We start from the raw sequence: 22,758 nt of genomic DNA, 5'->3' as shown, positions 1-22,758 counted from the left end.
CTGGGGTTAGGCGGTCGCCGATTCCAGGAAGTCCTGGGCAAAACGCTGCAACACGCCGCCCGCTTCGTAGATCGAGACTTCTTCGGCGGTGTCCAGGCGGCAGGTCACCGGCACTTCAACGCGCTCGCCATTTTTCCGGGTGATCACCAGGGTCAGCGTGGCACGGGGGGTGCGCTCGCCGATCACGTCGTAGGTTTCACTGCCGTCGATCTGCAGGGTCTTGCGGTTGGTACCCGGCATGAATTCCAGCGGCAATACGCCCATGCCCACCAGGTTGGTGCGGTGAATACGCTCAAAACCTTCGGCTGCGATGGCCTCGACACCTGCCAGGCGCACGCCTTTGGCGGCCCAGTCCCGGGACGAGCCCTGACCATAGTCGGCACCGGCGATGATGATCAGCGGCTGCTTGCGGTCCATATAGGTTTCAATGGCTTCCCACATGCGCATCACCTGGCCTTCCGGCTCAAGGCGAGTCAGGGAACCCTGTTTGACCTTGCCGTCCTCCACCACCATTTCATTGAACAGTTTCGGGTTGGCAAATGTCGCGCGCTGGGCTGTCAGGTGGTCACCACGGTGAGTGGCGTAAGAGTTGAAGTCGACTTCCGGCAAGCCCATTTTCGCCAGGTATTCGCCTGCGGCGCTGTCGAGCATGATGGCGTTGGATGGCGACAAGTGGTCCGTGGTGATGTTGTCCGGCAGCACCGCCAACGGGCGCATGCCCTTGAGTGGACGAGCCCCGGCCAGAGCGCCTTCCCAGTACGGCGGGCGGCGGATGTAAGTGCTCTGCGGGCGCCAGTCGTACAGCGGCTCAACTTTCGGGCCAGTGTCTTCGTGAATGGCGAACATCGGGATGTAGACCTGACGAAACTGCTCGGGCTTGACCGCAGCCTTGACCACGGCGTCGATTTCTTCATCGCTCGGCCAGATGTCTTTCAGGCGGACTTCGTTGCCATTGGCGTCCAGGCCCAATACATCTTTCTCGATATCGAAGCGGATGGTACCGGCAATCGCGTAGGCCACCACCAGCGGCGGCGAGGCGAGAAATGCCTGCTTGGCGTAAGGGTGAATGCGCCCGTCAAAGTTGCGGTTACCCGACAATACGGCCGTGGCGTACAGGTCGCGGTCGATGATTTCCTGCTGGATCACCGGGTCCAGCGCGCCGGACATGCCGTTGCAGGTGGTGCAGGCAAAGGCCACGACGCCAAAGCCCAGCTTCTCCAGCTCGTGGGTCAAGCCGGCTTCGTCAAGATACAGGGCCACGGTTTTGGAACCCGGCGCCAGCGAGGTTTTGACCCACGGTTTGCGGCTCAGGCCCAGCTTGTTGGCATTGCGCGCCATCAAGCCCGCGGCGATTACGTTGCGCGGGTTACTGGTGTTGGTGCAACTGGTAATGGCGGCAATGATGACCGCGCCGTCGGGCATTTGCCCCGGCACTTCGTCCCATTGACCGGCGATGCCCTTGGCCGCCAGATCAGTAGTGGCCACGCGCGCATGCGGGTTGCTCGGCCCGGCCATGTTGCGCACCACCGATGACAGGTCAAAACTCAGGCTGCGCTCGTATTGCGCGCCCTTGAGGCTGTCGGCCCACAGGCCGCTGACCCTGGCGTAGTTCTCCACCAGTTGCACTTGCTGGTCTTCGCGACCGGTGAGCTTGAGGTAGTCGATGGTTTGCTGGTCGATATAGAACATTGCCGCAGTGGCGCCGTATTCCGGGGCCATGTTGGAGATGGTGGCACGGTCGCCCAGGGTCAGCGCCGCAGCGCCTTCACCGAAGAACTCCAGCCAGGCACCGACCACTTTCTGCTTGCGCAGGAATTCGGTGAGCGCCAGCACCATATCGGTGGCGGTAATGCCCGGTTGCAGCTTGCCGGTCAGTTCGACGCCGACGATTTCCGGCAGGCGCATCCACGAGGCACGGCCCAGCATGACGCTTTCGGCTTCAAGGCCGCCGACGCCAATGGCGATCACGCCCAGGGAATCCACATGCGGGGTGTGGCTGTCAGTGCCCACACAGGTATCGGGAAAGGCCACGCCGTCGCGCACCTGGATCACCGGGGACATTTTCTCCAGATTGATCTGGTGCATGATGCCGTTGCCCGGCGGGATCACATCGACGTTCTTGAAGGCTTTTTTGGTCCACTCGATAAAGTGGAAGCGGTCTTCGTTACGACGGTCTTCGATGGCGCGGTTCTTTTCAAACGCCTCGGGGTCATAACCGCCGCATTCCACCGCCAGCGAGTGGTCGACGATCAGTTGGGTCGGCACCACCGGGTTGACCTGGGCCGGGTCTCCGCCTTGCTGGGCAATGGCGTCACGCAGGCCGGCAAGGTCGACCAGTGCGGTCTGACCCAGAATATCGTGGCACACCACACGCGCCGGGAACCATGGAAAGTCGAGATCGCGCTTGCGCTCGATCAACTGGCTCAGCGATGCCTTCAGGGTGGCCGGATCACAGCGCCGGACCAGGTTTTCGGCCAGTACGCGGGAGGTATAAGGCAGCGTGTCATACGCACCGGGCTTGATCGCATCGACCGCCGCACGGGTGTCGAAATAATCCAGCCGGGTGCCCGGTAGTGTTTTGCGAAATTCAGTATTCATTGGCGCAGGACTCGATCACGGTAGGTACAAAAGGGCAAACAGGCCAGGAACTCATGTGGGAGCGGGCGTGCTCGCGATGCAAGCGCTGCGGTCGCTCAGGCTGACCGCGTTGATGCCATCGCGGGCAAGCCCGCTCCCACCTTTTAATCGGCTCTGGGCCTGCTCACTCAGCGACGTTCGATTGGCACGAACTTGCGCTGTTCTACGCCGATGTACTCGGCGCTCGGACGGATGATGCGGTTGTTGGCGCGCTGTTCGAACACATGTGCCGCCCAGCCGGTCAGGCGCGAGCAGACAAAGATCGGGGTGAACAGCTTGGTCGGGATACCCATGAAGTGATACGCCGAGGCATGGTAGAAATCGGCGTTGGGGAACAGCTTCTTTTGTTCCCACATGGTCTTGTCGATGGCTTCGGAAACCGGAAACAGCACGGTGTCGCCCACTTCGTCGGCAAGTTTTTTCGACCAGCCCTTGATCACCTCGTTACGCGGGTCGCTGTCTTTGTAGATCGCGTGGCCAAAGCCCATGATCTTGTCCTTGCGCGCCAGCATGCCGAGGGTGCCCTGCACTGCTTCTTCTGCCGAGCCGAAGCGTTCGATCATTTCCATCGCCGCTTCGTTGGCGCCGCCATGCAGCGGGCCGCGCAGCGAGCCGATGGCCGCGGTGATGCACGAATACAGATCGGACAAGGTCGAGGCACATACACGGGCAGTAAAGGTCGAGGCGTTGAACTCGTGCTCGGCGTAGAGGATCAGTGACACGTTCATCACTTTGACATGCAGCTCGCTCGGCTTCTTGTCGTGCAGCAAGTGCAGGAAGTGGCCGCCGATAGACTCTTCGTCGGTCACGCAATTGATGCGTTTGCCGTCATGGCTGAAGCGATACCAGTAGCACATGATCGCCGGGAAGGCGGCCAGCAGGCGGTCTGTCTTGTCCTGCTGCTGCGAGAAGTCTTTTTCCGGCTCAAGGTTGCCCAGGAACGAACAACCGGTGCGCATCACGTCCATCGGGTGGGCGTCGGCGGGAATGCGCTCCAGCACTTCTTTCAATGCCTGGGGCAGATCGCGCAGTTTTTGCAGCTTGGCGGTGTAGGCAGCCAGTTCGGTTTTAGTCGGCAGTTCGCCGTACAGCAGCAGGTAAGCCACTTCTTCGAAGCGGGCTTCGGCCGCCAGTTCGCGTACGTCATAACCACGATAAGTGAGGCCCGCGCCTTCCTGGCCTACGGTGGACAGGGCCGTTTGCCCGGCCACCTGGCCGCGTAATCCGGCACCACTCAATACTTTTGCTTCGGCCATTGCGCTTCTCCAATCTTGAATTTGTTAGGGATTCGGCAACTACTTGATTCAATGTACAGGTGGGAGCGGGCTTGCTCGCGATTCAGGCAACACGGTTTGCCTGAATCACTGTGGTGACCCTATCGCGGGCAAACCCGCTCCCACAGATTCACAGTGTTCTGTTACTTCTTCGCGGCAAACAACGCATCCAGTTTCTGTTCGAAGTCGTGGTAATTGATGGCGTCGTAAAGCTCCATGCGGGTTTGCATGGTGTCGATCACGTTTTGCTGGGTGCCGTCGCGGCGGATGGCGGTGTACACGTTTTCAGCCGCCTTGTTCATTGCGCGGAACGCCGACAGCGGGTACAGCACCAGCGATACGTCAGCACCGGCCAGTTGCTCGGTGGTGTAGAGCGGCGTGGCACCAAACTCGGTGATGTTGGCCAGGATCGGCGCTTTCACCCGGTTGGCGAACAGTTTGTACATCTCAAGCTCGGTGATGGCTTCCGGGAAGACCATGTCCGCACCCGCTTCAACACAAGCCGCTGCACGCTCCAGGGCCGACTCCAGACCTTCCACCGCCAGCGCATCGGTACGCGCCATGATCACGAAGCTGTCATCGGTACGGGCATCGACGGCGGCCTTGATGCGGTCGACCATTTCCTGCAGCGACACGATTTCCTTGTTCGGGCGATGGCCGCAACGCTTGGCGCCGACCTGATCCTCAATGTGAATCGCCGCCGCGCCGAACTTGATCATCGACTTGACGGTGCGCGACACGTTGAAAAACGAGGAGCCGAAGCCAGTGTCCACGTCCACCAGCAGCGGCAGATCACATACATCGGTAATGCGTCGTACATCAGTCAGCACATCGTCCAGACCGGTAATACCCAGATCCGGCACGCCCAGCGACCCGGCTGCAACACCGCCACCCGACAGGTAGATGGCCTTGAAACCGGCACGCTGGGCCAGCAGCGCGTGGTTGGCGTTGATCGCACCCACCACTTGCAAAGGATGTTCGCTTGCAACTGCATCACGGAAACGCTGGCCTGGACTGTTCTTATTGCTCATGACTCACCTCGTGGAGTGGCTGTCTGCTGGGCGCTGTCTTGGTAGTGACGCGCAATATTGCGTTTGGATGCGCCGATATGCCGGCGCATCAACAACTCGGCCAGTTCGCCGTCGCGATCGGCAATGGCATCGAGAATCCGGTGGTGCTCGGCAAACGCCTGGTGCGGGCGATTGGGCGTGGCAGAGAACTGGATGCGGTACATGCGCACCAGTTGGTACAGCTCGCCACAGAGCATCTGCGTCAGGGTACGGTTACCGCTGCCCTGAATAATCTTGTAATGAAAATCGAAATCGCCTTCCTGCTGGTAGTAGCCAACGCCCGCCTGGAACGCCTCGTCGCGCTCATGGGTTTCGAGCACCCTGCGCAACTCGGCAATGTCTTCATCGCTCATGCGCTCGGCGGCCAGGCGACAGGCCATGCCTTCCAGGGACTCGCGAATTTCGTAGAGTTCGATCAGCTCGGCATGGCTCAACGATACAACCCGCGCGCCCACATGAGGCACGCGCACCAGCAAACGCTGGCCTTCAAGACGGTGAATGGCTTCACGCAATGGCCCGCGGCTGATGCCGTAGGTACGGGCCAGTTCAGGCTCGGAGATTTTGCTGCCCGGGGCGATTTCGCCTTTGACAATGGCCGCCTGAATACGCCGGAAGACGTTCTCGGAAAGGGTTTCCGAGTCATCCTGGGGGATTGTGGCAGGCTCCAGTGCTTGCAGCATATTGTCGACACCTTGAAAATCAATAGCGCCAAAACTAGCTATTTACAGGTGCAGAGTCAAAGAATAAATAGATATTGTCGACAATCGTCTAATACGACCTTGGTTGAATCGACAGCACTGGCGGCCCTGCGACGACGCCTCGGCGCTGGCGCCATAAAACCATCATGTTAGAATGCCGACCGCATCCGCCCTGCCCTCATCCATAGGGCAGCCGCACGAGGAAACTTGCGCTCCTGCCAGTCGCCTTGATCTGAAGATTGCAAGAGACGTGCTTCGATTTATGAAATGTTTCCCCCTCTCTATCCTCGCTTGCCTGCTGTGCGTACCCGGCCTGAGCCTGGCTGGCGAAAAAACCGTGTACGGCCTTAATGAATACGCAGAACTGGCAGGCATTGACTTGCAGGTAGCGGCCAAACTCGACACCGGCGCCAAGACCGCCTCGCTCAGCGCCCGCGATATCAAGCGTTTCAAGCGTGATGGAGAGAGCTGGGTGCGCTTTTACCTGGCCATCGATGATGCCCACTCCCACCCCATCGAACGCCCGCTGGCCCGTGTCAGCAAGATCAAGCGTCGCTCGGGTGACTACGACCCGCAGGCCGACAAGAACTACACCTCGCGCCCGGTCATTTCCCTGGAAATCTGCATGGGCAAGGCTTTACGCACCATCGAAGTGAACTTGACCGATAGAAGTGCGTTCCAATATCCGCTGTTGATCGGCTCCGAAGCGCTGAAACGCTTTGATGCGCTGGTCGACCCAAGTCTTAAATACGCTGCTGGCAAACCTGCCTGTGTCGCCAACGCTCAAACCGCAGAGTAATTGAAATGCGCGCGCTTACCCTTCACCTGAAAATCCTGATCACCATCCTGGTGGTGCTCGGTATTTCGATTACTGCCTATCAGATTTTCGTCCTCGGCATTCCGGTGACCGAAGACGCCACGGACGACTTGTGGAATATCGACGCCAAGGTCGAATTCGTCGCCAGCTCCAAGGATCCGGTCAAGATCCAGATGTTCGTGCCCCCCCTGAACCGTGACTACGTCAGTTTGAACGAGAGCTTTATCTCCAATAACTACGGGGTGAGCGTCAATCGGGTCGACGGTAACCGCAAGGTCACCTGGTCGGCACGCCGGGTCAGTGGCAAACAAACCCTCTACTACCGCCTGGTGCTGACCAAGCGCTATTCGGGTGAAAAGACCAAGATCAAGGGCCCGGTTTTCCGTGACAGCATCGCCGTCGAAGGCCCGGAAAAAATCGCTGCCGAAGCCTTGCTCGCGCCTATCCGCCAGCATTCGGCCGACGTTGAGACCTTTATCAGCGAGACCATCAAGCGCGTTAGCAACGCCAACGATGACAATGTGAAGCTGCTGCTGGCCGGCGATCCGTCGACCGCGCACAAAGCACAAGTCATCGAGCTACTGCTGTCGATTGCCCACGTGCCAATGGAAAAAGTCCACACCATCCGCCTGGTGGCCGACCAGCCGCAAACCCCGGAACTGTGGCTGCGCAGCTTCAACGGCAACGACTGGCTGTACTTCAACCCGGAAACCGGCGAGCAGGGCCTGCCGTCTGACCGCCTGCTGTGGTGGATCGGCGACGAGCCAATGGTCACGGTGGATGGCGGTAAAAAAGCCAACGTTACTTTCAGCCTGAACAACAGCGAAATGAACGCCATTCGTCTGGCCAAGCTGACTGACGAAAACACCGACGCCAACTTCCTTGAATACTCGCTGTACGGCTTGCCGCTGCAGACCCAGCAAACCTTCATGATCATGGTCATGATCCCGATCGGCGTGCTGGTGATCCTGATCCTGCGCAACCTGATCGGCTTGCAGACCTTGGGTACATTCACCCCGGTTCTGATAGCCCTGGCTTTCCGCGAGACCCAGCTGGGCTTTGGCATCATCCTGTTTACGGTGATCACCGCACTGGGGCTGACGCTACGCTCCTACCTTGAACACTTGAAGCTGCAGATGCTGCCGCGCCTGTCGGTGGTGCTGACCTTTGTGGTTATCCTGATCGCCGCCATCAGCCTGTTCAGCCATAAACTGGGCCTGGAGCGCGGTTTGTCCGTGGCCTTGTTCCCGATGGTGATCCTGACCATGACCATCGAACGCCTGTCGATCACCTGGGAAGAGCGCGGTGGCGGGCATGCCATGAAAGTCGCGATCGGCACCCTGTTTGCCGCTACCCTGGCGTACCTGGTGATGAGCGTGCCGGAGCTGGTGTACTTCGTATTCACCTTCCCGGCAGTCCTGCTGATCATGGTCGGCTTTATGCTGGCAATGGGTCGCTATCGCGGCTATCGCCTGACCGAGCTGGTACGTTTCAAAGCGTTCCTGAAGGCTGATTCCTGATGTTTGGCTTCTGGAAGACCTGGAAGGCCCTGGAAGCCAGGGGCATCATGGGCATCAATCGGCGCAATGCGGACTACGTACTCAAGTACAACAAACGCAGCCTGTATCCGATTGTGGATGACAAGATCATCACCAAGGAACGCGCGATCAAGGCCGGTATTCATGTGCCGGAAATGTACGGGGTGATTTCCACCGAAAAAGAAATCGACAAGCTCGATGAAATCATCGGTGGGCGCAGCGACTTCGTGATCAAGCCCGCGCAAGGTGCGGGCGGTGACGGCATCCTGGTGATTGCGGATCGCTTCGAAGACCGGTTTCGCACGGTCTCGGGCAAGATCATCAGCCATGAAGAGATCGAGCATCAGATCTCCAGTATCCTCACCGGCCTGTATTCCCTGGGCGGCCACCGTGACCGCGCACTGATCGAGTACCGGGTAACCCCGGACCAGATCTTCAAAAGCATCAGCTACGAAGGCGTGCCGGACATCCGCATCATCGTGCTGATGGGCTACCCGGTAATGGCCATGCTGCGCTTGCCGACCCGTCAATCGGGCGGCAAGGCCAACCTGCACCAGGGTGCCATCGGCGTTGGCGTCGACCTGGCAACCGGCTTGACCCTGCGCGGCACCTGGCTGAACAACATCATCAGCAAACACCCCGACACCACCAATGCGGTGGACGGCGTGCAACTGCCCAACTGGGACGGTTTCATGAAGCTGGCGGCCGGTTGCTACGAGTTGTGTGGCCTGGGCTATATCGGCGTGGACATGGTGCTCGACCAGGACAAAGGCCCGCTGATCCTGGAACTCAACGCCCGCCCGGGCCTGAATATCCAGATTGCCAACGACTGCGGCCTGACCCTGCGCACCCACGCGGTCGAAGCGCACCTTGAAGAACTGGCCGCCAAAGGCATCAAGGAAACCCCGGAAGAGCGCGTGCGCTTTGTTCAGGAACTGTTTGGGCATATCCACCAGCCCGAGTAAGCCAAAAACCTGTGGGAGCGGGCTTGCTCGCGATGCTGTCAACTAGGTTTGCCTGCTAAACCGCGTCGTTTCCATCGCGAGCAAGCCCGCTCCCACAGCTCCAACAGCTGTCACAGTTCCCACCAGCTACATAGATTTACTGCCCTGCACAGGACTACAATCAGCCCCCCCGCTCCGATGGCTGATTTGCTGCGCATGCTCACCTGCTCCGTTTACCCGCTGCCCTACCTCGCCAACCCTGCCGACTATTTTGCGGCCATTCGCCATGCACCCGGCGCCGTGCTGCTCGACAGCGGCCGCCCGACTGCCGACCGTGGCCGTTATGACCTGATGAGCGCATGGCCACAGGCAGAGCTGACCTTGCAGCCAGACGAGTCGGGCCGCGATTTTCTGCAGCGCCTGCGTAACAGCCTCCAGCAACTGGGCAACGCCGCCCTGCCCGACGCTTGCGAATTACCCTTCGCGGGCGGCCTGATCGGCTACCTGAGTTATGACTTTGGCCGACAACTCGAACAGCTGCCAGCCCACGCCCTGAATGACCTGCACCTGCCGGATGCGCGACTGGGCCTGTATGCCTGGGCACTGGTCACGGACCACCAGGCAGCCACCAGCCAACTGGTGTTTCACCCAAGCCTTGAACCTGCGCAGCGTGATCGCCTGATCCAGCTGTTTAGCCAGCCCGCACCGCAGCTCAACAGGGCGTTCTCCCTCAAGCAGCCGATGCAGCCGGATATCAGCGCCAGCCAGTACGAACAGGCTTTGCGCAAGATCCACGACTACATCCAGGCGGGCGACTGTTATCAGGTCAACTACACCCAGCGCTTCAGCGCGCAGTGCGAAGGTGATGCCTGGACCGCCTATTGCGCCCTGCGCCAGGCCTGCCCGACGCCTTTTTCCGGGTTTATGAGCCTGCCGGACGACAACGCCATTTTGAGCCTGTCCCCCGAGCGTTTTGTACGGGTCAGCCACCATCAGGTAGAAACCCGGCCGATCAAAGGCACCCGGCCACGGGGCAAGAACAGCGCCGAAGACGCAGCCAACGCCGCCGAACTGCTGGCCAGCGCCAAGGATCGCGCGGAAAACCTGATGATCGTCGACCTGCTGCGCAATGACCTGGGCCGCACCTGCCGCACCGGTTCGGTACGCGTGCCCGAACTGTTCACCCTCGAAAGCTATCCCAACGTGCATCATCTGGTGAGCAGCGTTGTCGGCGAACTGGCTGACGGCAAGGACGCCCTGGACCTGATTGGCGACAGCTTTCCCGGCGGTTCGATTACCGGCGCACCCAAGATCCGCGCCATGCAGATCATCGACGAACTGGAACCCACCCGCCGCAGCCTCTACTGCGGCTCGTTGCTGTACCTCGACGTACGCGGCGAAATGGACAGTTCCATCGCCATCCGCAGCCTGTTGGTCAAGGACGGGCGCGTCAGTTGCTGGGGCGGTGGCGGCATTGTGGCCGACTCCGACTGGCAGGACGAATACCAGGAATCGATCACCAAAGTGAAGGTACTGCTCGATACGCTGCAAACCCTGTAGCCCGCGCTTTTTGCTAAGATCACGCCACTAGAGAGCGCCCAGCGCCATTCACTGCAGGAAGCCGCCTGATGAGCCATCCGTTTGACGTCGCCGAACTCGCCGCGACATACGCCAGCAAGTCCCCGCAAGACATACTCAAACTCGCCTTTGAACACTTTGGCGACGAACTCTGGATCTCCTTCAGCGGCGCCGAAGATGTGGTGCTGGTGGACATGGCCTGGAAGCTCAACAAGAACGTCAAGGTGTTCAGCCTCGACACCGGCCGCCTGCACCCCGAGACCTACCGGTTTATCGAACAGGTGCGCGAGCACTACAAGATCCAGATCGAGCTGATCTCGCCGGATCAAAGCAAGCTCGAACCGTTCGTCAAGGAAAAAGGCCTGTTCAGCTTCTACAAGGACGGCCACGGCGAATGCTGCGGCATCCGCAAGATCGAACCGTTGCGACGCAAGCTGTCGACGGTCAAGGCCTGGGCCACCGGCCAGCGCCGCGACCAGAGCCCCGGCACCCGCAGCCAGGTAGCCGCCGTGGAAATCGACGGCGCGTTCTCCACACCCGAGCGCACGCTGTACAAGTTCAACCCGCTGGCACAGATGACCAGCGAGGAAGTGTGGGGCTATATCCGCATGCTGGAGCTGCCTTACAACAGCCTGCATGAACGCGGCTTTATCAGCATCGGCTGCGAGCCCTGCACCCGCCCGGTACTGCCCAACCAGCACGAGCGCGAAGGCCGCTGGTGGTGGGAAGAAGCCACGCAAAAAGAATGCGGCCTGCATGCCGGCAATTTGATTGCGAAGAACTAAAACGCCCCCCTCCAAACTCTGTGGGAGCGGGCTTGCTCGCGATGGATACAACTCGGTGCACCTGCCACACCGAGGCGATCCTATCGCGAGCAAGCCCGCTCCCACAGTTGCAAGTGGCCTTTGCATTTAACCACCCACCTTGCGTTTACCCCGGACTTTCGTTGAGAATTGGTAATTATTCTCAATAACGTTTAGGCAAAGTCCTATGGCTTCGGGTGAACCGTCCTACCAGAGCGCTATTACTGACCTGTACTGCGAGCATCATGGCTGGCTGTTTGGCTGGCTGCGCAGAAAACTCGGTTGCGCGCACAATGCCGCCGATCTGGCCCAGGACACCTTCGCCCGAATCCTCAATGCCCGCGAGTCGGTCGCCACCCTGCGCGAGCCCCGGGCCTTTTTGAGTACTACGGCACGCAGGCTGATCATCGATCAGGTGCGCCGCAAACAGATCGAAAACGCTTATTTGCAAGAACTGGCCCTGACCGCCGAAGCCCTCGAAGGCTTTCAGTCGCCGGAGCAGATTCTCACCACTCTTGAAGCCCTGGAGCAGATCGCCTTTATTCTCGAAGGCATGCAGGAAAAGGCACGCCAGGCCTTTGTGCTGTATTACCTGGACGGCCTGACCCAGTGCGAAATCGCCCGGCAACTGGGCCTGTCTGACCGCACCGTGCGCAAGTACCTGATCCAGGCCCTGCTGCATTGCAGCCATAGCCTGGACATCTGAGCCCGCATGCCCGAACAGCCCGAATCAATAGACGAACAAGCCGCCGAATGGATCCTTCGCCTGCACGAAGAAGGCTTCAGCGAGGGCTTGCGCCTGGAGTTCGAGCGCTGGAAGCAACAAAGCCCGCAACACGCCGCCGCCGCCCTGCGCATGCAGGATGTCATCAACCGCCTGCAGGCCTTGCGCCAGCAATCGGTGCCGGCCAAAGCGGCGCTCAACGCCGCATTCGCCGGACGTAAAGCCGTAACCCGACGCAAACAGGCCCTGCGCGCACTGCTGATTGCAGGCTGCCTGGCCCTGCCGGCCACCCTGCTTCTCAAAAGCCATTACCCCGGGCAATGGATGGCCGATATCAGTACCGGCCCCAACGACTGGAAAACGCAGCGCCTGGCCGACAACTCGACCATCACCCTCAGCGGTACCAGCGCACTTAACGTGCATTTTGACGCTCAGGAACGCCGCATCGAATTGCTCCAAGGCGAAGTGCTGGTGGAAGTTGCCCACGACAGCACCAGACCTTTCTTTGTGCAAACCGCGCAAGGCAGCATGCGCGCCCTGGGCACCCGTTTCGTGGTCAAGCGCCAGGGCGACACGACGGTCTTGAGCATGCTGCAATCCCGTGTCGCGGCGCAAAGCGCCAACGAGCAGCAAACCCTGGAAGTGGCTGCAGGCTCGCGGGCATTGATCCACCGCGACTCGGTGGAACTCGCCGGCAGCGTCTCACCGGCCAGCATCAATCAGGCCTGGGAGCGTCATCAACTGGTGGTTGAGAACCAGCCATTGCCTGAGGTTCTCGATGAAATTTCCCGCCATCGACGCGGCCACCTGCAGTTTGATCGCTCTGCCCTGGCCCACTTGCGCGTCTCGGCCGTGCTGCCACTGGACGACACCGACCGGGCGCTGCAACTGATCGCCGACACCCTGCCCCTGCAGATCAACACCTACACCCCGTGGCTGATCGTCATCAGCCAACTGCAACCGGCCAAAAAATAATAATTCCCATTCGTTCCGCTTTTTTCGAGTCAACCGTCAAGGTAGGTAACAACGACTCATAAAGGACTACGTCTTCCATGCTGACCTCCTACAAACCGCTCACGCTGGCGATTCACTTGATCGTTGCTTCAGCGGCTGGCGTGGCCTGCGCCGCTACCGCCCAGGCGCAAACAGCGGCCGTGCAGACCTACGATATCCCGGCAGGCCCGTTGAGCAGCGCACTCAACCGCTTCGCGCAACAGGCTGGCGTAGCCATCATTTTCCAGTCGAGCAACCTGGAGGGTTTGTCGACTCCCGGCCTGCAGGGTGCTTACAACGAACAAGGCGGATTCGACGCCTTGTTGCGCGGCAGCGGTTATACGGTGGTCAAAAGCGCCAACGGCTACAGGTTGGATCCCCTGCCGGCAGCAGGCGGCGCCCTGGAATTGGGCGCCACCCAGGTCAGCGCCAACCAGTTGGGGACGATCACCGAAGGTAGCGGGTCCTACACCCCAGGCTCCATCGCCACCGCAACACGCATGGTGCTGACGCCCAAGGAAACCCCGCAGTCCATCTCCGTGGTGACACGCCAGGCGATGGACGATTTCGGCATGAACTCCATTGACGATGTGATGCGCCACACCCCCGGCATCACCGTGGCCACCTACGACAGTGACCGCACCAGCTATTACTCGCGCGGCTTTGCGATCAAAAACTTCCAGTACGACGGCATCCCCATCCTGCAGGATCCGCAATACTCGGCCGGCCACACCCTGACCGACACGGCGATTTACGACCGCGTCGAGATCCTCAAGGGGGCAACCGGATTGCTCACCGGCGCAGGCGGCCCGGGCGGCACCATCAACATGGTGCGCAAAAAGCCGACCCGTGAATTCAAGGCCCATATCGACGTGGGCGCAGGCTCCTGGGAGAACTACCGCTCCGAAATCGATGTCAGCGGGCCATTAACCGAAAGTGGCAACGTGCGTGGCCGGGCCGTGGCGGCCTATCAGGACAAGCATTCGTTCATGGACCATTACAAGCGCGACAGCGAGGTCTATTACGGCATCCTTGAAGTGGACCTGACGCCCGACACCCTGCTCACCCTGGGGGCCGACTACCAGGACAACAACCCCACAGGCTCAAGCTGGTCAGGCAGCGCCTCGCTGTTCAACTCCGCCGGTGAGCGCATCAGCACCCCGCGCTCGTTCAACAACGGCACCAAATGGAGCAGCTGGAAGCAGTACACGCGCACCGTGTTCTCGACCCTGGAGCACAACTTCGACAATGGCTGGGTGGTCAAAGGCCAGTACAACCACCAGATCAACGGCTATAACGCTCCACTGGGCGCACTTCTCGACCCGAACGTGACCACCGGCCTGGCGCCGATCCTGGCGCGCAAGTACACCGGCGAATACGTCAGCGACAGCGGCGATCTGTTTGCCACCGGGCCTTTCAGCCTGCTGGGGCGCGAACACGAACTGGTCGTTGGCGGCTCGATCTCCAGGTCGCACTGGACCGGCAAGGACTACACCAACGCCGACATGGTCAACAACGCCTACGACTACTACAACTGGAAAGGCGAAGCGCTGGAGCCGGACTGGCGCAATGTCACCTCCTACAACGATGAAACCACGCGCCAGGTCGGCACTTACATGACCGGTCGCTTCAGCCTGACCGATGACCTGAAGTTGATGCTGGGCACCCGCGTGGCCGACTACAACGTGACCGGCACCAGCCAGGCCAAAGACACCGGCAAAGTGCTGCCCTACGCCGCCCTGATCTACGACATCACCCCCAATATCTCGGCCTATACCAGTTACACGCAGATTTTTTTGCCGCAGACGTATTACCGCGATCGTAACAACAAGATGCTTGAACCGGACGAAGGCACCAACTATGAGCTGGGCCTGAAAGGCGAGTTCTATGACGGTCGCCTGAACTCAAGCCTGGCGTACTTCGAAGTGCATCAAGACAATCGCCCCGAAGCGGACATGGCCTACAACGGCAACCCGACCAACCCGGAAATCGACTACGCCTACAAAGGTATCAAGGCCACGACCAAAGGTTACGAGGCGGAAATTTCCGGTGAGTTGATGCCGGGCTGGCAATTGCAGGCGGGCTACACCCACAAGGTCAGCCGTGACCAGGGCGGCACCAAGGTTTCGACCTGGGAGCCGGAAGACCAGATCAACCTCTACACCAGCTACAAGCTGACCGGTGATCTGGACAAACTGACCCTGGGCGGCGGTGTTCGCTGGCAGAGCACCGGCTGGCAGATGCTGACCAACTGGAACAAGGGCGGCACCGTGGAGAAATTCTCCCAGGACCCGTACTGGCTGGTTGATCTGATGGCGCGCTATCAGATTTCGAAAAACCTGTCGGCCACGGTCAACCTGAACAACGTGTTCGACAAGTCGTACTACACCAATATCGGCTTTTATAACTCGTCGTACTACGGCGACCCGCGCAATGTGATGGTGACCACGCGCTGGGATTTCTAAACCCACGCAAAATAACTGTGGGAGCGGGCTTGCTCGCGATGCAGACGCTGCGGCTCTTGAGTAAGCACGCGTCGATGCTATCGCGAGCAAGCCCGCTCCCACCCGCCACAAAACACCCGCGCACAAAAAAGCCTGCACATGGCAGGCTTTTTTGTTGATCACAGGCGTTCAAGGGGCCTGTGATCGGAATATGGCGCAACGGACGGGACTCGAACCCGCGACCCCCGGCGTGACAGGCCGGTATTCTAACCGACTGAACTACCGCTGCGCGTAACACTGTGAGTAAGTGGTGGGTGATGACGGGATCGAACCGCCGACCCTCTGCTTGTAAGGCAGATGCTCTCCCAGCTGAGCTAATCACCCTTTTACTTCACTCTCATTGCGGGGCGCATTGTCTCACAATTTTCATGTAAGTGTTTGTTTTATTTAAGGTTTTTATTAATTAAACAAAACCTGCGCACACAAAAAAGCCTGCACAAGGCAGGCTTTTTGTTGATCACAAGCGTTCAAGGGGCTTGTGCTCAGAATATGGCGCAGCGGACGGGACTCGAACCCGCGACCCCCGGCGTGACAGGCCGGTATTCTAACCGACTGAACTACCGCTGCGCGTAACATTGAAAGTAAGTGGTGGGTGATGACGGGATCGAACCGCCGACCCTCTGCTTGTAAGGCAGATGCTCTCCCAGCTGAGCTAATCACCCATTTACTTCACTTTCGTTGCGGGGCGCATTCTCTCACACTATTTGTGTAAGTGGTTGTTTTTATTTTGGTTTTTTTCAAAACCTGGTAAAAACAGCCGTTTTCAGCACCCTGCATCTTTGATTTCGCAGCGAACTGCCAAACCGAAGCCTTTCGGGCAAACCAGCATTCAGCAGGCTTATCCCAACCACAAGCGTTCAAGGGGCTTATGGTATTAAAAATGGCGCAGCGGACGGGACTCGAACCCGCGACCCCCGGCGTGACAGGCCGGTATTCTAACCGACTGAACTACCGCTGCGCGTAACACTGTGAGCGAATGGTGGGTGATGACGGGATCGAACCGCCGACCCTCTGCTTGTAAGGCAGATGCTCTCCCAGCTGAGCTAATCACCCTTTCACTCTCGGTGTGGCGCGCATTCTACGGAGCGACCTATAGTCTGGCAAGCACTTTTTAAAATAATTTTTCTAACGATGACAAAGGCTTAGCGCAGGGTTGGCCTATTAAGGTTATCAGGCGAATAATGCGCCTTTGTATATAGGAGTGATTCACCCCATGTGGTTCAAAAACCTGCTTATCTATCGCCTGACCCAAGATCTGCCTTTTGATGCACAGGTGCTGGAAACTGCACTGGCCACCAAACTGGCCCGCCCGTGTTCAAGCCAGGAAGTAGCCACCTACGGTTTCGTTGCCCCGTTCGGCAAAGGCGAAGACGCCCCGCTGGTTCACGTCAGCCAGGACTTCCTGCTGATTGCCGCCCGCAAGGAAGAACGCATCCTGCCAAGCAGCGTTGTGCGCGATGCATTGAAGGAGAAAGTCGAAGAGATCGAGGCCGAGCAAATGCGCAAGGTCTACAAAAAGGAACGCGATCAGCTCAAGGATGAAATCATCCAGGCCTTCCTGCCGCGTGCCTTTATCCGCCGCTCGGCGACCTTTGCCGCCATCGCGCCAAAACAGGGCTTGATCCTGGTTAACGCCTCCAGCCCGAAACGCGCCGAAGACCTGCTGTCCACCCTGCGTGAAGTGATCGGCTCGCTGCCGGTTCGCCCGCTGGCCGTAAAAGTTGCGCCTAGCGCGGTGATGACCGAATGGGTCAAGACCCAGAAAGCCGCCGACAACTTCTTCGTTCTCGACGAATGCGAACTGCGCGACACTCATGAAGACGGTGGCATCATCCGCTGCAAACGCCAGGACCTGACCAGCGACGAAATCCAGCTGCACCTGAGCACGGGCAAAGTCGTGACCCAGCTGTCACTGGCCTGGCAGGACAAGCTGTCGTTCGTGCTGGACGACAAACTGGTGGTCAAGCGCCTGAAGTTCGAAGACCTGCTGCAAGACCAGGCGGAACAGGACGGCGGCGACGACGATCTGGGCCAGCAGGACGCCAGCTTCACCCTGATGATGCTGACTTTCGGCGAGTTCTTGCCGCAACTGTTTGAAGCCCTGGGCGGCGAAGAGATTCCGCAGGGGATCTAAAAACCACCCACCCGTAGCAGCTGCCGAGGAACGAAGGCTGCGTTCGAGTGCGAAGCGCTCGTAAATTCTGAATGCGCGGTTTTAAAGTCAAACTGTGCATTCAGTTTTTACGACGGCTACGCCGCCGAACGCAGCCTTCGGCAGCTGCTACGGACCGAACAATAACCACAATAAGGACCACCATGCGCGCACTCGCCGCCTTAAGCCGCTTTGTCGGTAATACCTTTGCCTACTGGGTGCTGATTTTCGCCGTACTGGCGTTTCTTGAGCCCGGCTGGTTTGTCGGCCTCAAAGGCTACATCGTGCCGCTGCTGGGCGTGGTGATGTTCGGCATGGGCCTGACCCTCAAACTCGATGACTTCGCCGAAGTTGCCCGCCACCCCTGGCGCGTGGCACTGGGCGTGGTTGCTCATTTCGTGATCATGCCCGGCGTGGCGTGGTTGCTCTGCCAGGTGTTCCACCTGCCGCCCGAAATCGCCGTAGGGGTGATTCTGGTTGGCTGCTGCCCAAGTGGCACTTCGTCCAATGTCATGACCTGGCTGGCGCGCGGCGACCTGGCGCTGTCGGTGGCCATCGCCGCCGTGACCACCCTCCTCGCTCCCTTGTTGACCCCGGCCCTGATCTGGTTGCTGGCGTCGGCCTGGCTGCCGGTTTCGTTTATGGAGCTGTTCTGGTCAATCCTGCAAGTGGTGCTGCTGCCGATTGTCCTCGGCGTACTGGCCCAGCGCCTGCTTGGCGCACGGGTGCGTTTCGCCGTCGACGTACTGCCGCTGGTGTCGGTGGTGAGTATCGTCATCATCGTCGCCGCGGTGGTGGCGGCCAGCCAGGCGCAAATCGCCAAGTCCGGCCTGCTGATCATGGCCGTGGTGATTTTGCATAACAGCTTCGGCTATTTGCTCGGTTACTTTACCGGTCGTCTATTCAAGCTGCCGCTGGCGCAGCGCAAATCCCTGGCCCTGGAAGTCGGCATGCAGAACTCGGGGCTGGGCGCAGCGCTGGCCAGCGCCCACTTCTCGCCGCTGGCAGCCGTGCCCAGTGCGCTCTTCAGCGTCTGGCACAATATTTCGGGGGCGCTGCTGTCGACGTACTTCAGGCGCATGAGCGAGAAAGAAGACCGCCTGGCGGCTGCCAAGGCGGCAACTGAGTGAAATTTCGGGCTTGCCTGCCGGATTAATCGTGTGCAATATACTGCGCACAGCGAGGACGACCTCGCGGCTCATCGAGTGATTAATCCGGGGACGACCCCATCAATTGATGGAGATGAAGATGTCCTGGATCATTCTGTTTTTCGCCGGCCTGTTTGAAGTTGGCTGGGCTGTCGGCCTGAAATACACCGACGGCTTCAGCCGCCCGCTACCGACGGCCCTGACCGTCGGCGCCATGGTGATCAGCCTCGGCCTGCTGGGCCTGGCCATGAAAGAATTGCCACTGGGCACAGCCTACGCAATCTGGACCGGCGTGGGCGCAGTAGGCACGGTCATCGCCGGGATCATCCTGTTTGGCGAGTCGATGGCATTGTTCCGCCTGGCCAGTGTTGCACTGATCATTGCCGGCCTGGTGGGCCTGAAGATCAGCGCTTAACACACTCGGCTGTGGGAGCGGGCTTGCTCGCGATAGCATCACCGCGGTTTTTCTGAAGAACCGCAGTGCCTGCATCGCGAGCAAGCCCGCTCCCACAACAAGCCCGCTCCCACTTTTGCTTTGCCTATCTGACCGCCCCGCGCAATTCCATCACCCGTTCACGCAACAGCTTTTGCGTGGCATCCTCGGGCGCTATCGGCGCACCGGCCACCAGGGTTACCCGCGACCACAAGCGTCGTAAAAACCCCTTGTTTGGATCACGGCTGAAAAAGCTGCCCCACAACCCCTGCAACGCCATCGGAATCACCGGCACCGGCGTGCGCTCCAGAATCCGCGTCACTCCCGCCTTGAACTCATCAATCTGCCCGTCCGTGGTGAGTTTGCCTTCAGGGAAGATGCACACCAGTTCACCATCGTTCAGATAACGGGCAATCCTGTCGAATGCCTGCTCGTAGATCGCCTCGTCTTCAGCACGCCCGGCAATGGGAATCGTACCTGCGGTGCGGAAGATAAAGTTGAGCACCGGCAGATTGTAGATTTTGTAATACATGACAAAGCGAATCGGGCGACGCACTGCCCCGCCTATCAGCAGGGCATCCACAAATGACACATGGTTGCACACCAGCAACGCCGCCCCCTCATCGGGGATCAGCTCCAGATGCTTGTGCTGCACGCGGTACATGGAATGGCTCAACAGCCAGATCATAAAGCGCATGCTGAATTCAGGCACGATTTTGAAGATGTAGGCGTTGACTGCGATGTTCATCAGCGACACCACCAGAAACAACTCGGGGATCGTCAGCTTGGCCACACTGAGCAGCAGGATGGTGATCAGCGCCGACACCACCATGAACAACGCATTGAGGATATTGTTGGCCGCGATTACCCGCGCCCGCTCGCTTTCTGAGGTGCGCGACTGGATCAGCGCATACAGCGGCACTATATAGAAGCCGCCAAACACACCGAGCCCGAGAATATCCAGCAGCACCCACCAGGCTTGACTGAAGCCCAGCACACCCAGCCAGTCGTTGGCCTGGAGGCTTTGCGGCATTTGCCCCGAATGCCACCACAGCAACAGGCCAAATACGGTCAGGCCAAACGAGCCAAAAGGCACCAGGCCAATCTCGACCTTGCGCCCCGAGAGCTTCTCGCACAGCAGCGAACCCAAAGCGATGCCCACCGAGAACACGGTGAGAATCAGGGTGACCACGGTCTCGTCACCGTAGAGCCAGTCCTTGGCATAGGCCGGGATTTGCGTCAGGTAAATCGCACCGACAAACCAGAACCACGAGTTGCCTACTACGGAACGGGACACCGCTGGTGTCTGATTAAGCCCCATGCGCAAGGTGGCCCAGGATTCGCTGAAAATATTCCAGTTCAACCGCAGCTCTGGCGTATCCGCCGGCGCAGGGGGAATGGCGCGGCTGGCCAGGTACCCGAGCACCGCGACAGCGATGATCACCACCGAGACAATGACCGTGTAATTGCCGGACGACAGCATGATCCCGGCGCCAATGGTGCCCGCCAGAATCGCCAGAAAGGTGCCCATCTCCACCAGGCCATTGCCACCGACCAGTTCCTCTGGCCGCAGGGTCTGCGGCAGGATCGAGTATTTCACCGGCCCGAACAGCGCCGAATGGGTACCCATCGCAAACAGCGCCACCAGCATCAACGCCAGATGATCAAAGGCAAAGCCAATGGCTGCGACCACCATGATCGCGATTTCACCCAGTTTGATCAGCCGAATCAGGCGGTCCTTGTCGTATTTTTCGCCAAATTGCCCGGCCAGCGCCGAGAACAGAAAAAAAGGCACGATAAACAGCAACGCACACAGATTGACCCAGATACCCCGGTCACCTTCGAGAGTGAGCTTATAAAGGATGGCCAGAATCAGCGATTGCTTGAACAGGTTGTCATTGAGCGCGCCCAGGGCCTGGGTCACGAAAAAGGGCAGGAAGCGGCGCTTGCCGAGCAAGCTGAATTGCGAGGGGTGACTCATCATCCATGTACTCACGTTGCGCTGATGGGCTTTCTCTTTGGAGGGCCGTTGTAACACTCAGGGCACAACCTTGCTCGGGTTCTGTGCATGAACGCACAGAACCCGAGGGCACATGTTACTTCTTCAATCCGGCAATGCAGGGCGATACAAACAGCTCGCCGCGATAGGCCCCTTGCACGGTGCGGGTGCCCACCAGCAGCCACATCAACGCCAGCGCCAGCACCAGGACACAACCGGCCACATCAAAGAAGCTCAGGTGCAGCATGCTGCCCAGGCGCAAGGTTGCCAGGGAGTACACACCCAGCGGGAAGGTAAAACCCCACCAGCCCAGGTTGAACGGGATGCCTGAGCGGAAGTAGCGAATAGTGATCAGCGCCGCCATCACAATCCACCACAAACCCACACCCCACAGAATCACCCCGCTGATCAGGCCCAAGCCTTCGACAATCTCACCGATCCGGGCCAGGCCATTGGCCGCAAAGATCGCCGGGGCATCAGCGCCCAGCAACAGCAGGCCCAGGGCACCGGTGCCAATAGGGCCCAACGCCAGCCAGCTGGAGGCAGCCATGCTCTCGTGGGGCAGTTTGTGCAGTGCCATGCGCAGGATCAGAATGGTCAGGATGCTGAAGGCCACCGGCACCGAAAACGCCCACAGCACATAGCTGGTAATCAGCACATGGAACTGCATGACGGTATCGCTCAGATACGGCGCCAACAGACCGCCACTGGCTGCCGCGACCTCGGCGGCCACCACCGGCAGCAGCCACACGGCCGTCATCTGGTCGATACTGTGGTCCTGACGGGTAAACATCAGGTAGGGGATCAGCACGCCGCAGCCCAGCGCCATCGCGACATCGATCCACCACAGCACCTCGGCCACCTGCACCATGCCTTCACCCCAGCGCGGTACGCCGAACACCAGAAAACCGTTGATGATGGTGGCCAGGCCCATAGGGATGGTGCCAAAGAACATCGACACGGTGGAGTGCCCGAAAATGCGCCGTGCCTCATCGAAATACAGCACCCAGCGCGCGCCATAGAGCACGCTGAACAGAATGAACAAACCGATATTGAACAGCCACAAACCCTCGGCAAAGGCATGCACACCCGGAATATGCACCGGCAATTGAGCCAGGGCCAGGGCCAGCACACCGGTACCCATCGTCGCAGCGAACCAGTTCGGGGTGAACTGGCGGATCACTTCCCGCGGGTGCTGCAAGTGACTGAATGGCCGAAAACCGGCTTTGGCATTGTTTGGGCAAGTCATGGGTTCCTCCTGTTCCTCGTATGAGGTGCAAATAGAGTAGAACCAAATCGCATATCTATATAACGGGTAATTTCTCTAACTGTTATCTGCTTTGCCTATATAGGGTTTTTTTGTCATCCTTCAACCGCTGCGACACCAGGCCGCGCTCAGACCATGGTCGACACTGACGCGCCCCGAACATCATGCGAGACTAGCCT

Annotated in this window: 17 protein-coding genes and 6 tRNA genes; 11 read left to right on the top strand and 12 right to left on the bottom strand. The window is 59.4% G+C overall.

Going from position 1 to position 22,758, the window contains the following annotated elements; genetic code table 11:
• Positions 1-6 precede the first annotated feature (6 nt).
• The 4 genes from acnD to BFC21_RS25015 all read right to left on the bottom strand — a co-directional run bounded on the left by acnD (position 7) and on the right by BFC21_RS25015 (position 5,661).
• A complete protein-coding gene (gene acnD, locus BFC21_RS25030; RefSeq protein ID WP_088379238.1) occupies positions 7-2,598 on the bottom strand; it encodes a Fe/S-dependent 2-methylisocitrate dehydratase AcnD in 2,592 nt (863 codons plus the stop codon).
• Positions 2,599-2,765: 167 nt separating this feature from the next.
• Positions 2,766-3,893: a 2-methylcitrate synthase gene (prpC, locus tag BFC21_RS25025; RefSeq protein WP_086796046.1), complete on the bottom strand. Its 1,128-nt coding sequence runs from the start codon at positions 3,891-3,893 to the stop codon at positions 2,766-2,768.
• A gap of 161 nt (positions 3,894-4,054) precedes the next feature.
• Positions 4,055-4,942: a methylisocitrate lyase gene (prpB, locus tag BFC21_RS25020; RefSeq protein ID WP_088379237.1), complete on the bottom strand. Its 888-nt coding sequence runs from the start codon at positions 4,940-4,942 to the stop codon at positions 4,055-4,057.
• On the bottom strand, positions 4,939-5,661 hold the full coding sequence (locus tag BFC21_RS25015; RefSeq protein WP_016779900.1) for a GntR family transcriptional regulator: 723 nt from the start codon (positions 5,659-5,661) through the stop codon (positions 4,939-4,941). Before BFC21_RS25015 ends, prpB begins: the two co-directional genes overlap by 4 nt.
• Before the next feature lie 280 nt (positions 5,662-5,941).
• On the opposite strand from BFC21_RS25015, the gene BFC21_RS25010 reads away from it, so the two are divergent.
• The 8 genes from BFC21_RS25010 to BFC21_RS24975 all read left to right on the top strand — a co-directional run bounded on the left by BFC21_RS25010 (position 5,942) and on the right by BFC21_RS24975 (position 15,541).
• Positions 5,942-6,478, top strand: coding sequence for an ATP-dependent zinc protease (locus BFC21_RS25010; RefSeq protein WP_016779899.1), 537 nt, complete (start codon positions 5,942-5,944; stop codon positions 6,476-6,478).
• A 5-nt stretch (positions 6,479-6,483) separates the two neighbouring features.
• On the top strand, positions 6,484-8,016 hold the full coding sequence (locus BFC21_RS25005) for an inactive transglutaminase family protein (RefSeq protein WP_088379236.1): 1,533 nt from the start codon (positions 6,484-6,486) through the stop codon (positions 8,014-8,016).
• On the top strand, positions 8,016-8,999 hold the full coding sequence (locus tag BFC21_RS25000) for an alpha-L-glutamate ligase-like protein (RefSeq protein WP_088379235.1): 984 nt from the start codon (positions 8,016-8,018) through the stop codon (positions 8,997-8,999). The genes BFC21_RS25005 and BFC21_RS25000 overlap by 1 nt, the downstream gene beginning before the upstream one ends.
• A 195-nt stretch (positions 9,000-9,194) precedes the next feature.
• The gene (gene pabB, locus BFC21_RS24995) at positions 9,195-10,538 is read left to right on the top strand and encodes an aminodeoxychorismate synthase component I (protein ID WP_120266747.1); all 1,344 of its coding nucleotides are present in this window, start codon (positions 9,195-9,197) and stop codon (positions 10,536-10,538) included.
• 68 nt (positions 10,539-10,606) lie between these two features.
• The gene (locus BFC21_RS24990; RefSeq protein ID WP_016779895.1) at positions 10,607-11,341 is read left to right on the top strand and encodes a phosphoadenylyl-sulfate reductase; all 735 of its coding nucleotides are present in this window, start codon (positions 10,607-10,609) and stop codon (positions 11,339-11,341) included.
• Positions 11,342-11,546: 205 nt separating this feature from the next.
• Positions 11,547-12,065: a sigma-70 family RNA polymerase sigma factor gene (locus BFC21_RS24985; protein WP_088379234.1), complete on the top strand. Its 519-nt coding sequence runs from the start codon at positions 11,547-11,549 to the stop codon at positions 12,063-12,065.
• Between the two features lie 6 nt (positions 12,066-12,071).
• Positions 12,072-13,058, top strand: a complete 987-nt coding sequence (locus BFC21_RS24980) for a FecR family protein (RefSeq protein ID WP_088379233.1) — start codon at positions 12,072-12,074, stop codon at positions 13,056-13,058.
• A gap of 77 nt (positions 13,059-13,135) precedes the next feature.
• Positions 13,136-15,541: a TonB-dependent siderophore receptor gene (locus BFC21_RS24975; protein WP_095005464.1), complete on the top strand. Its 2,406-nt coding sequence runs from the start codon at positions 13,136-13,138 to the stop codon at positions 15,539-15,541.
• A gap of 191 nt (positions 15,542-15,732) precedes the next feature.
• Here BFC21_RS24975 and BFC21_RS24970 read toward each other — a convergent pair.
• The 6 genes from BFC21_RS24970 to BFC21_RS24945 form a co-directional block, all read right to left on the bottom strand.
• Positions 15,733-15,809: transfer RNA gene (locus BFC21_RS24970), tRNA-Asp, on the bottom strand.
• Positions 15,810-15,828: 19 nt separating this feature from the next.
• Positions 15,829-15,904, bottom strand: a tRNA-Val gene (locus BFC21_RS24965).
• A 166-nt stretch (positions 15,905-16,070) separates the two neighbouring features.
• Positions 16,071-16,147 (bottom strand) — tRNA-Asp (locus BFC21_RS24960).
• 19 nt (positions 16,148-16,166) lie between these two features.
• Positions 16,167-16,242 (bottom strand) — tRNA-Val (locus tag BFC21_RS24955).
• Positions 16,243-16,461: 219 nt separating this feature from the next.
• Positions 16,462-16,538, bottom strand: a tRNA-Asp gene (locus BFC21_RS24950).
• 19 nt (positions 16,539-16,557) lie between these two features.
• Positions 16,558-16,633: transfer RNA gene (locus tag BFC21_RS24945), tRNA-Val, on the bottom strand.
• 160 nt (positions 16,634-16,793) lie between these two features.
• Here BFC21_RS24945 and rdgC point away from each other — a divergent pair.
• The 3 genes from rdgC (at position 16,794) to sugE (ending at position 19,295) form a co-directional block, all read left to right on the top strand.
• On the top strand, positions 16,794-17,714 hold the full coding sequence (gene rdgC / locus BFC21_RS24940; protein WP_088379231.1) for a recombination-associated protein RdgC: 921 nt from the start codon (positions 16,794-16,796) through the stop codon (positions 17,712-17,714).
• A 182-nt stretch (positions 17,715-17,896) separates the two neighbouring features.
• Positions 17,897-18,862: a bile acid:sodium symporter family protein gene (locus tag BFC21_RS24935; protein WP_016779889.1), complete on the top strand. Its 966-nt coding sequence runs from the start codon at positions 17,897-17,899 to the stop codon at positions 18,860-18,862.
• Between the two features lie 118 nt (positions 18,863-18,980).
• Positions 18,981-19,295 (top strand): quaternary ammonium compound efflux SMR transporter SugE, encoded by a 315-nt coding sequence (gene sugE / locus BFC21_RS24930; protein ID WP_016779888.1) that lies wholly within the window; start codon positions 18,981-18,983, stop codon positions 19,293-19,295.
• Between the two features lie 124 nt (positions 19,296-19,419).
• Here the strand turns inward: sugE and BFC21_RS24925 are convergent, their stop codons facing one another.
• Together BFC21_RS24925 and BFC21_RS24920 are read right to left on the bottom strand one after the other, a co-directional pair.
• On the bottom strand, positions 19,420-21,294 hold the full coding sequence (locus BFC21_RS24925; protein ID WP_088379230.1) for an MFS transporter: 1,875 nt from the start codon (positions 21,292-21,294) through the stop codon (positions 19,420-19,422).
• A gap of 115 nt (positions 21,295-21,409) precedes the next feature.
• On the bottom strand, positions 21,410-22,561 hold the full coding sequence (locus BFC21_RS24920; protein WP_016779886.1) for a TDT family transporter: 1,152 nt from the start codon (positions 22,559-22,561) through the stop codon (positions 21,410-21,412).
• Positions 22,562-22,758: the final 197 nt, after the last annotated feature.

Origin of the sequence: Pseudomonas sp. TMW 2.1634 (genome assembly GCF_001703595.1) — a bacterium.
GTDB classification, from domain to species: Bacteria; Pseudomonadota; Gammaproteobacteria; order Pseudomonadales; family Pseudomonadaceae; genus Aquipseudomonas; species Aquipseudomonas fragi.
Note: the sequence above shows the minus strand (reverse complement) of the source record. Positions and strands in the feature narration are given on the sequence as shown.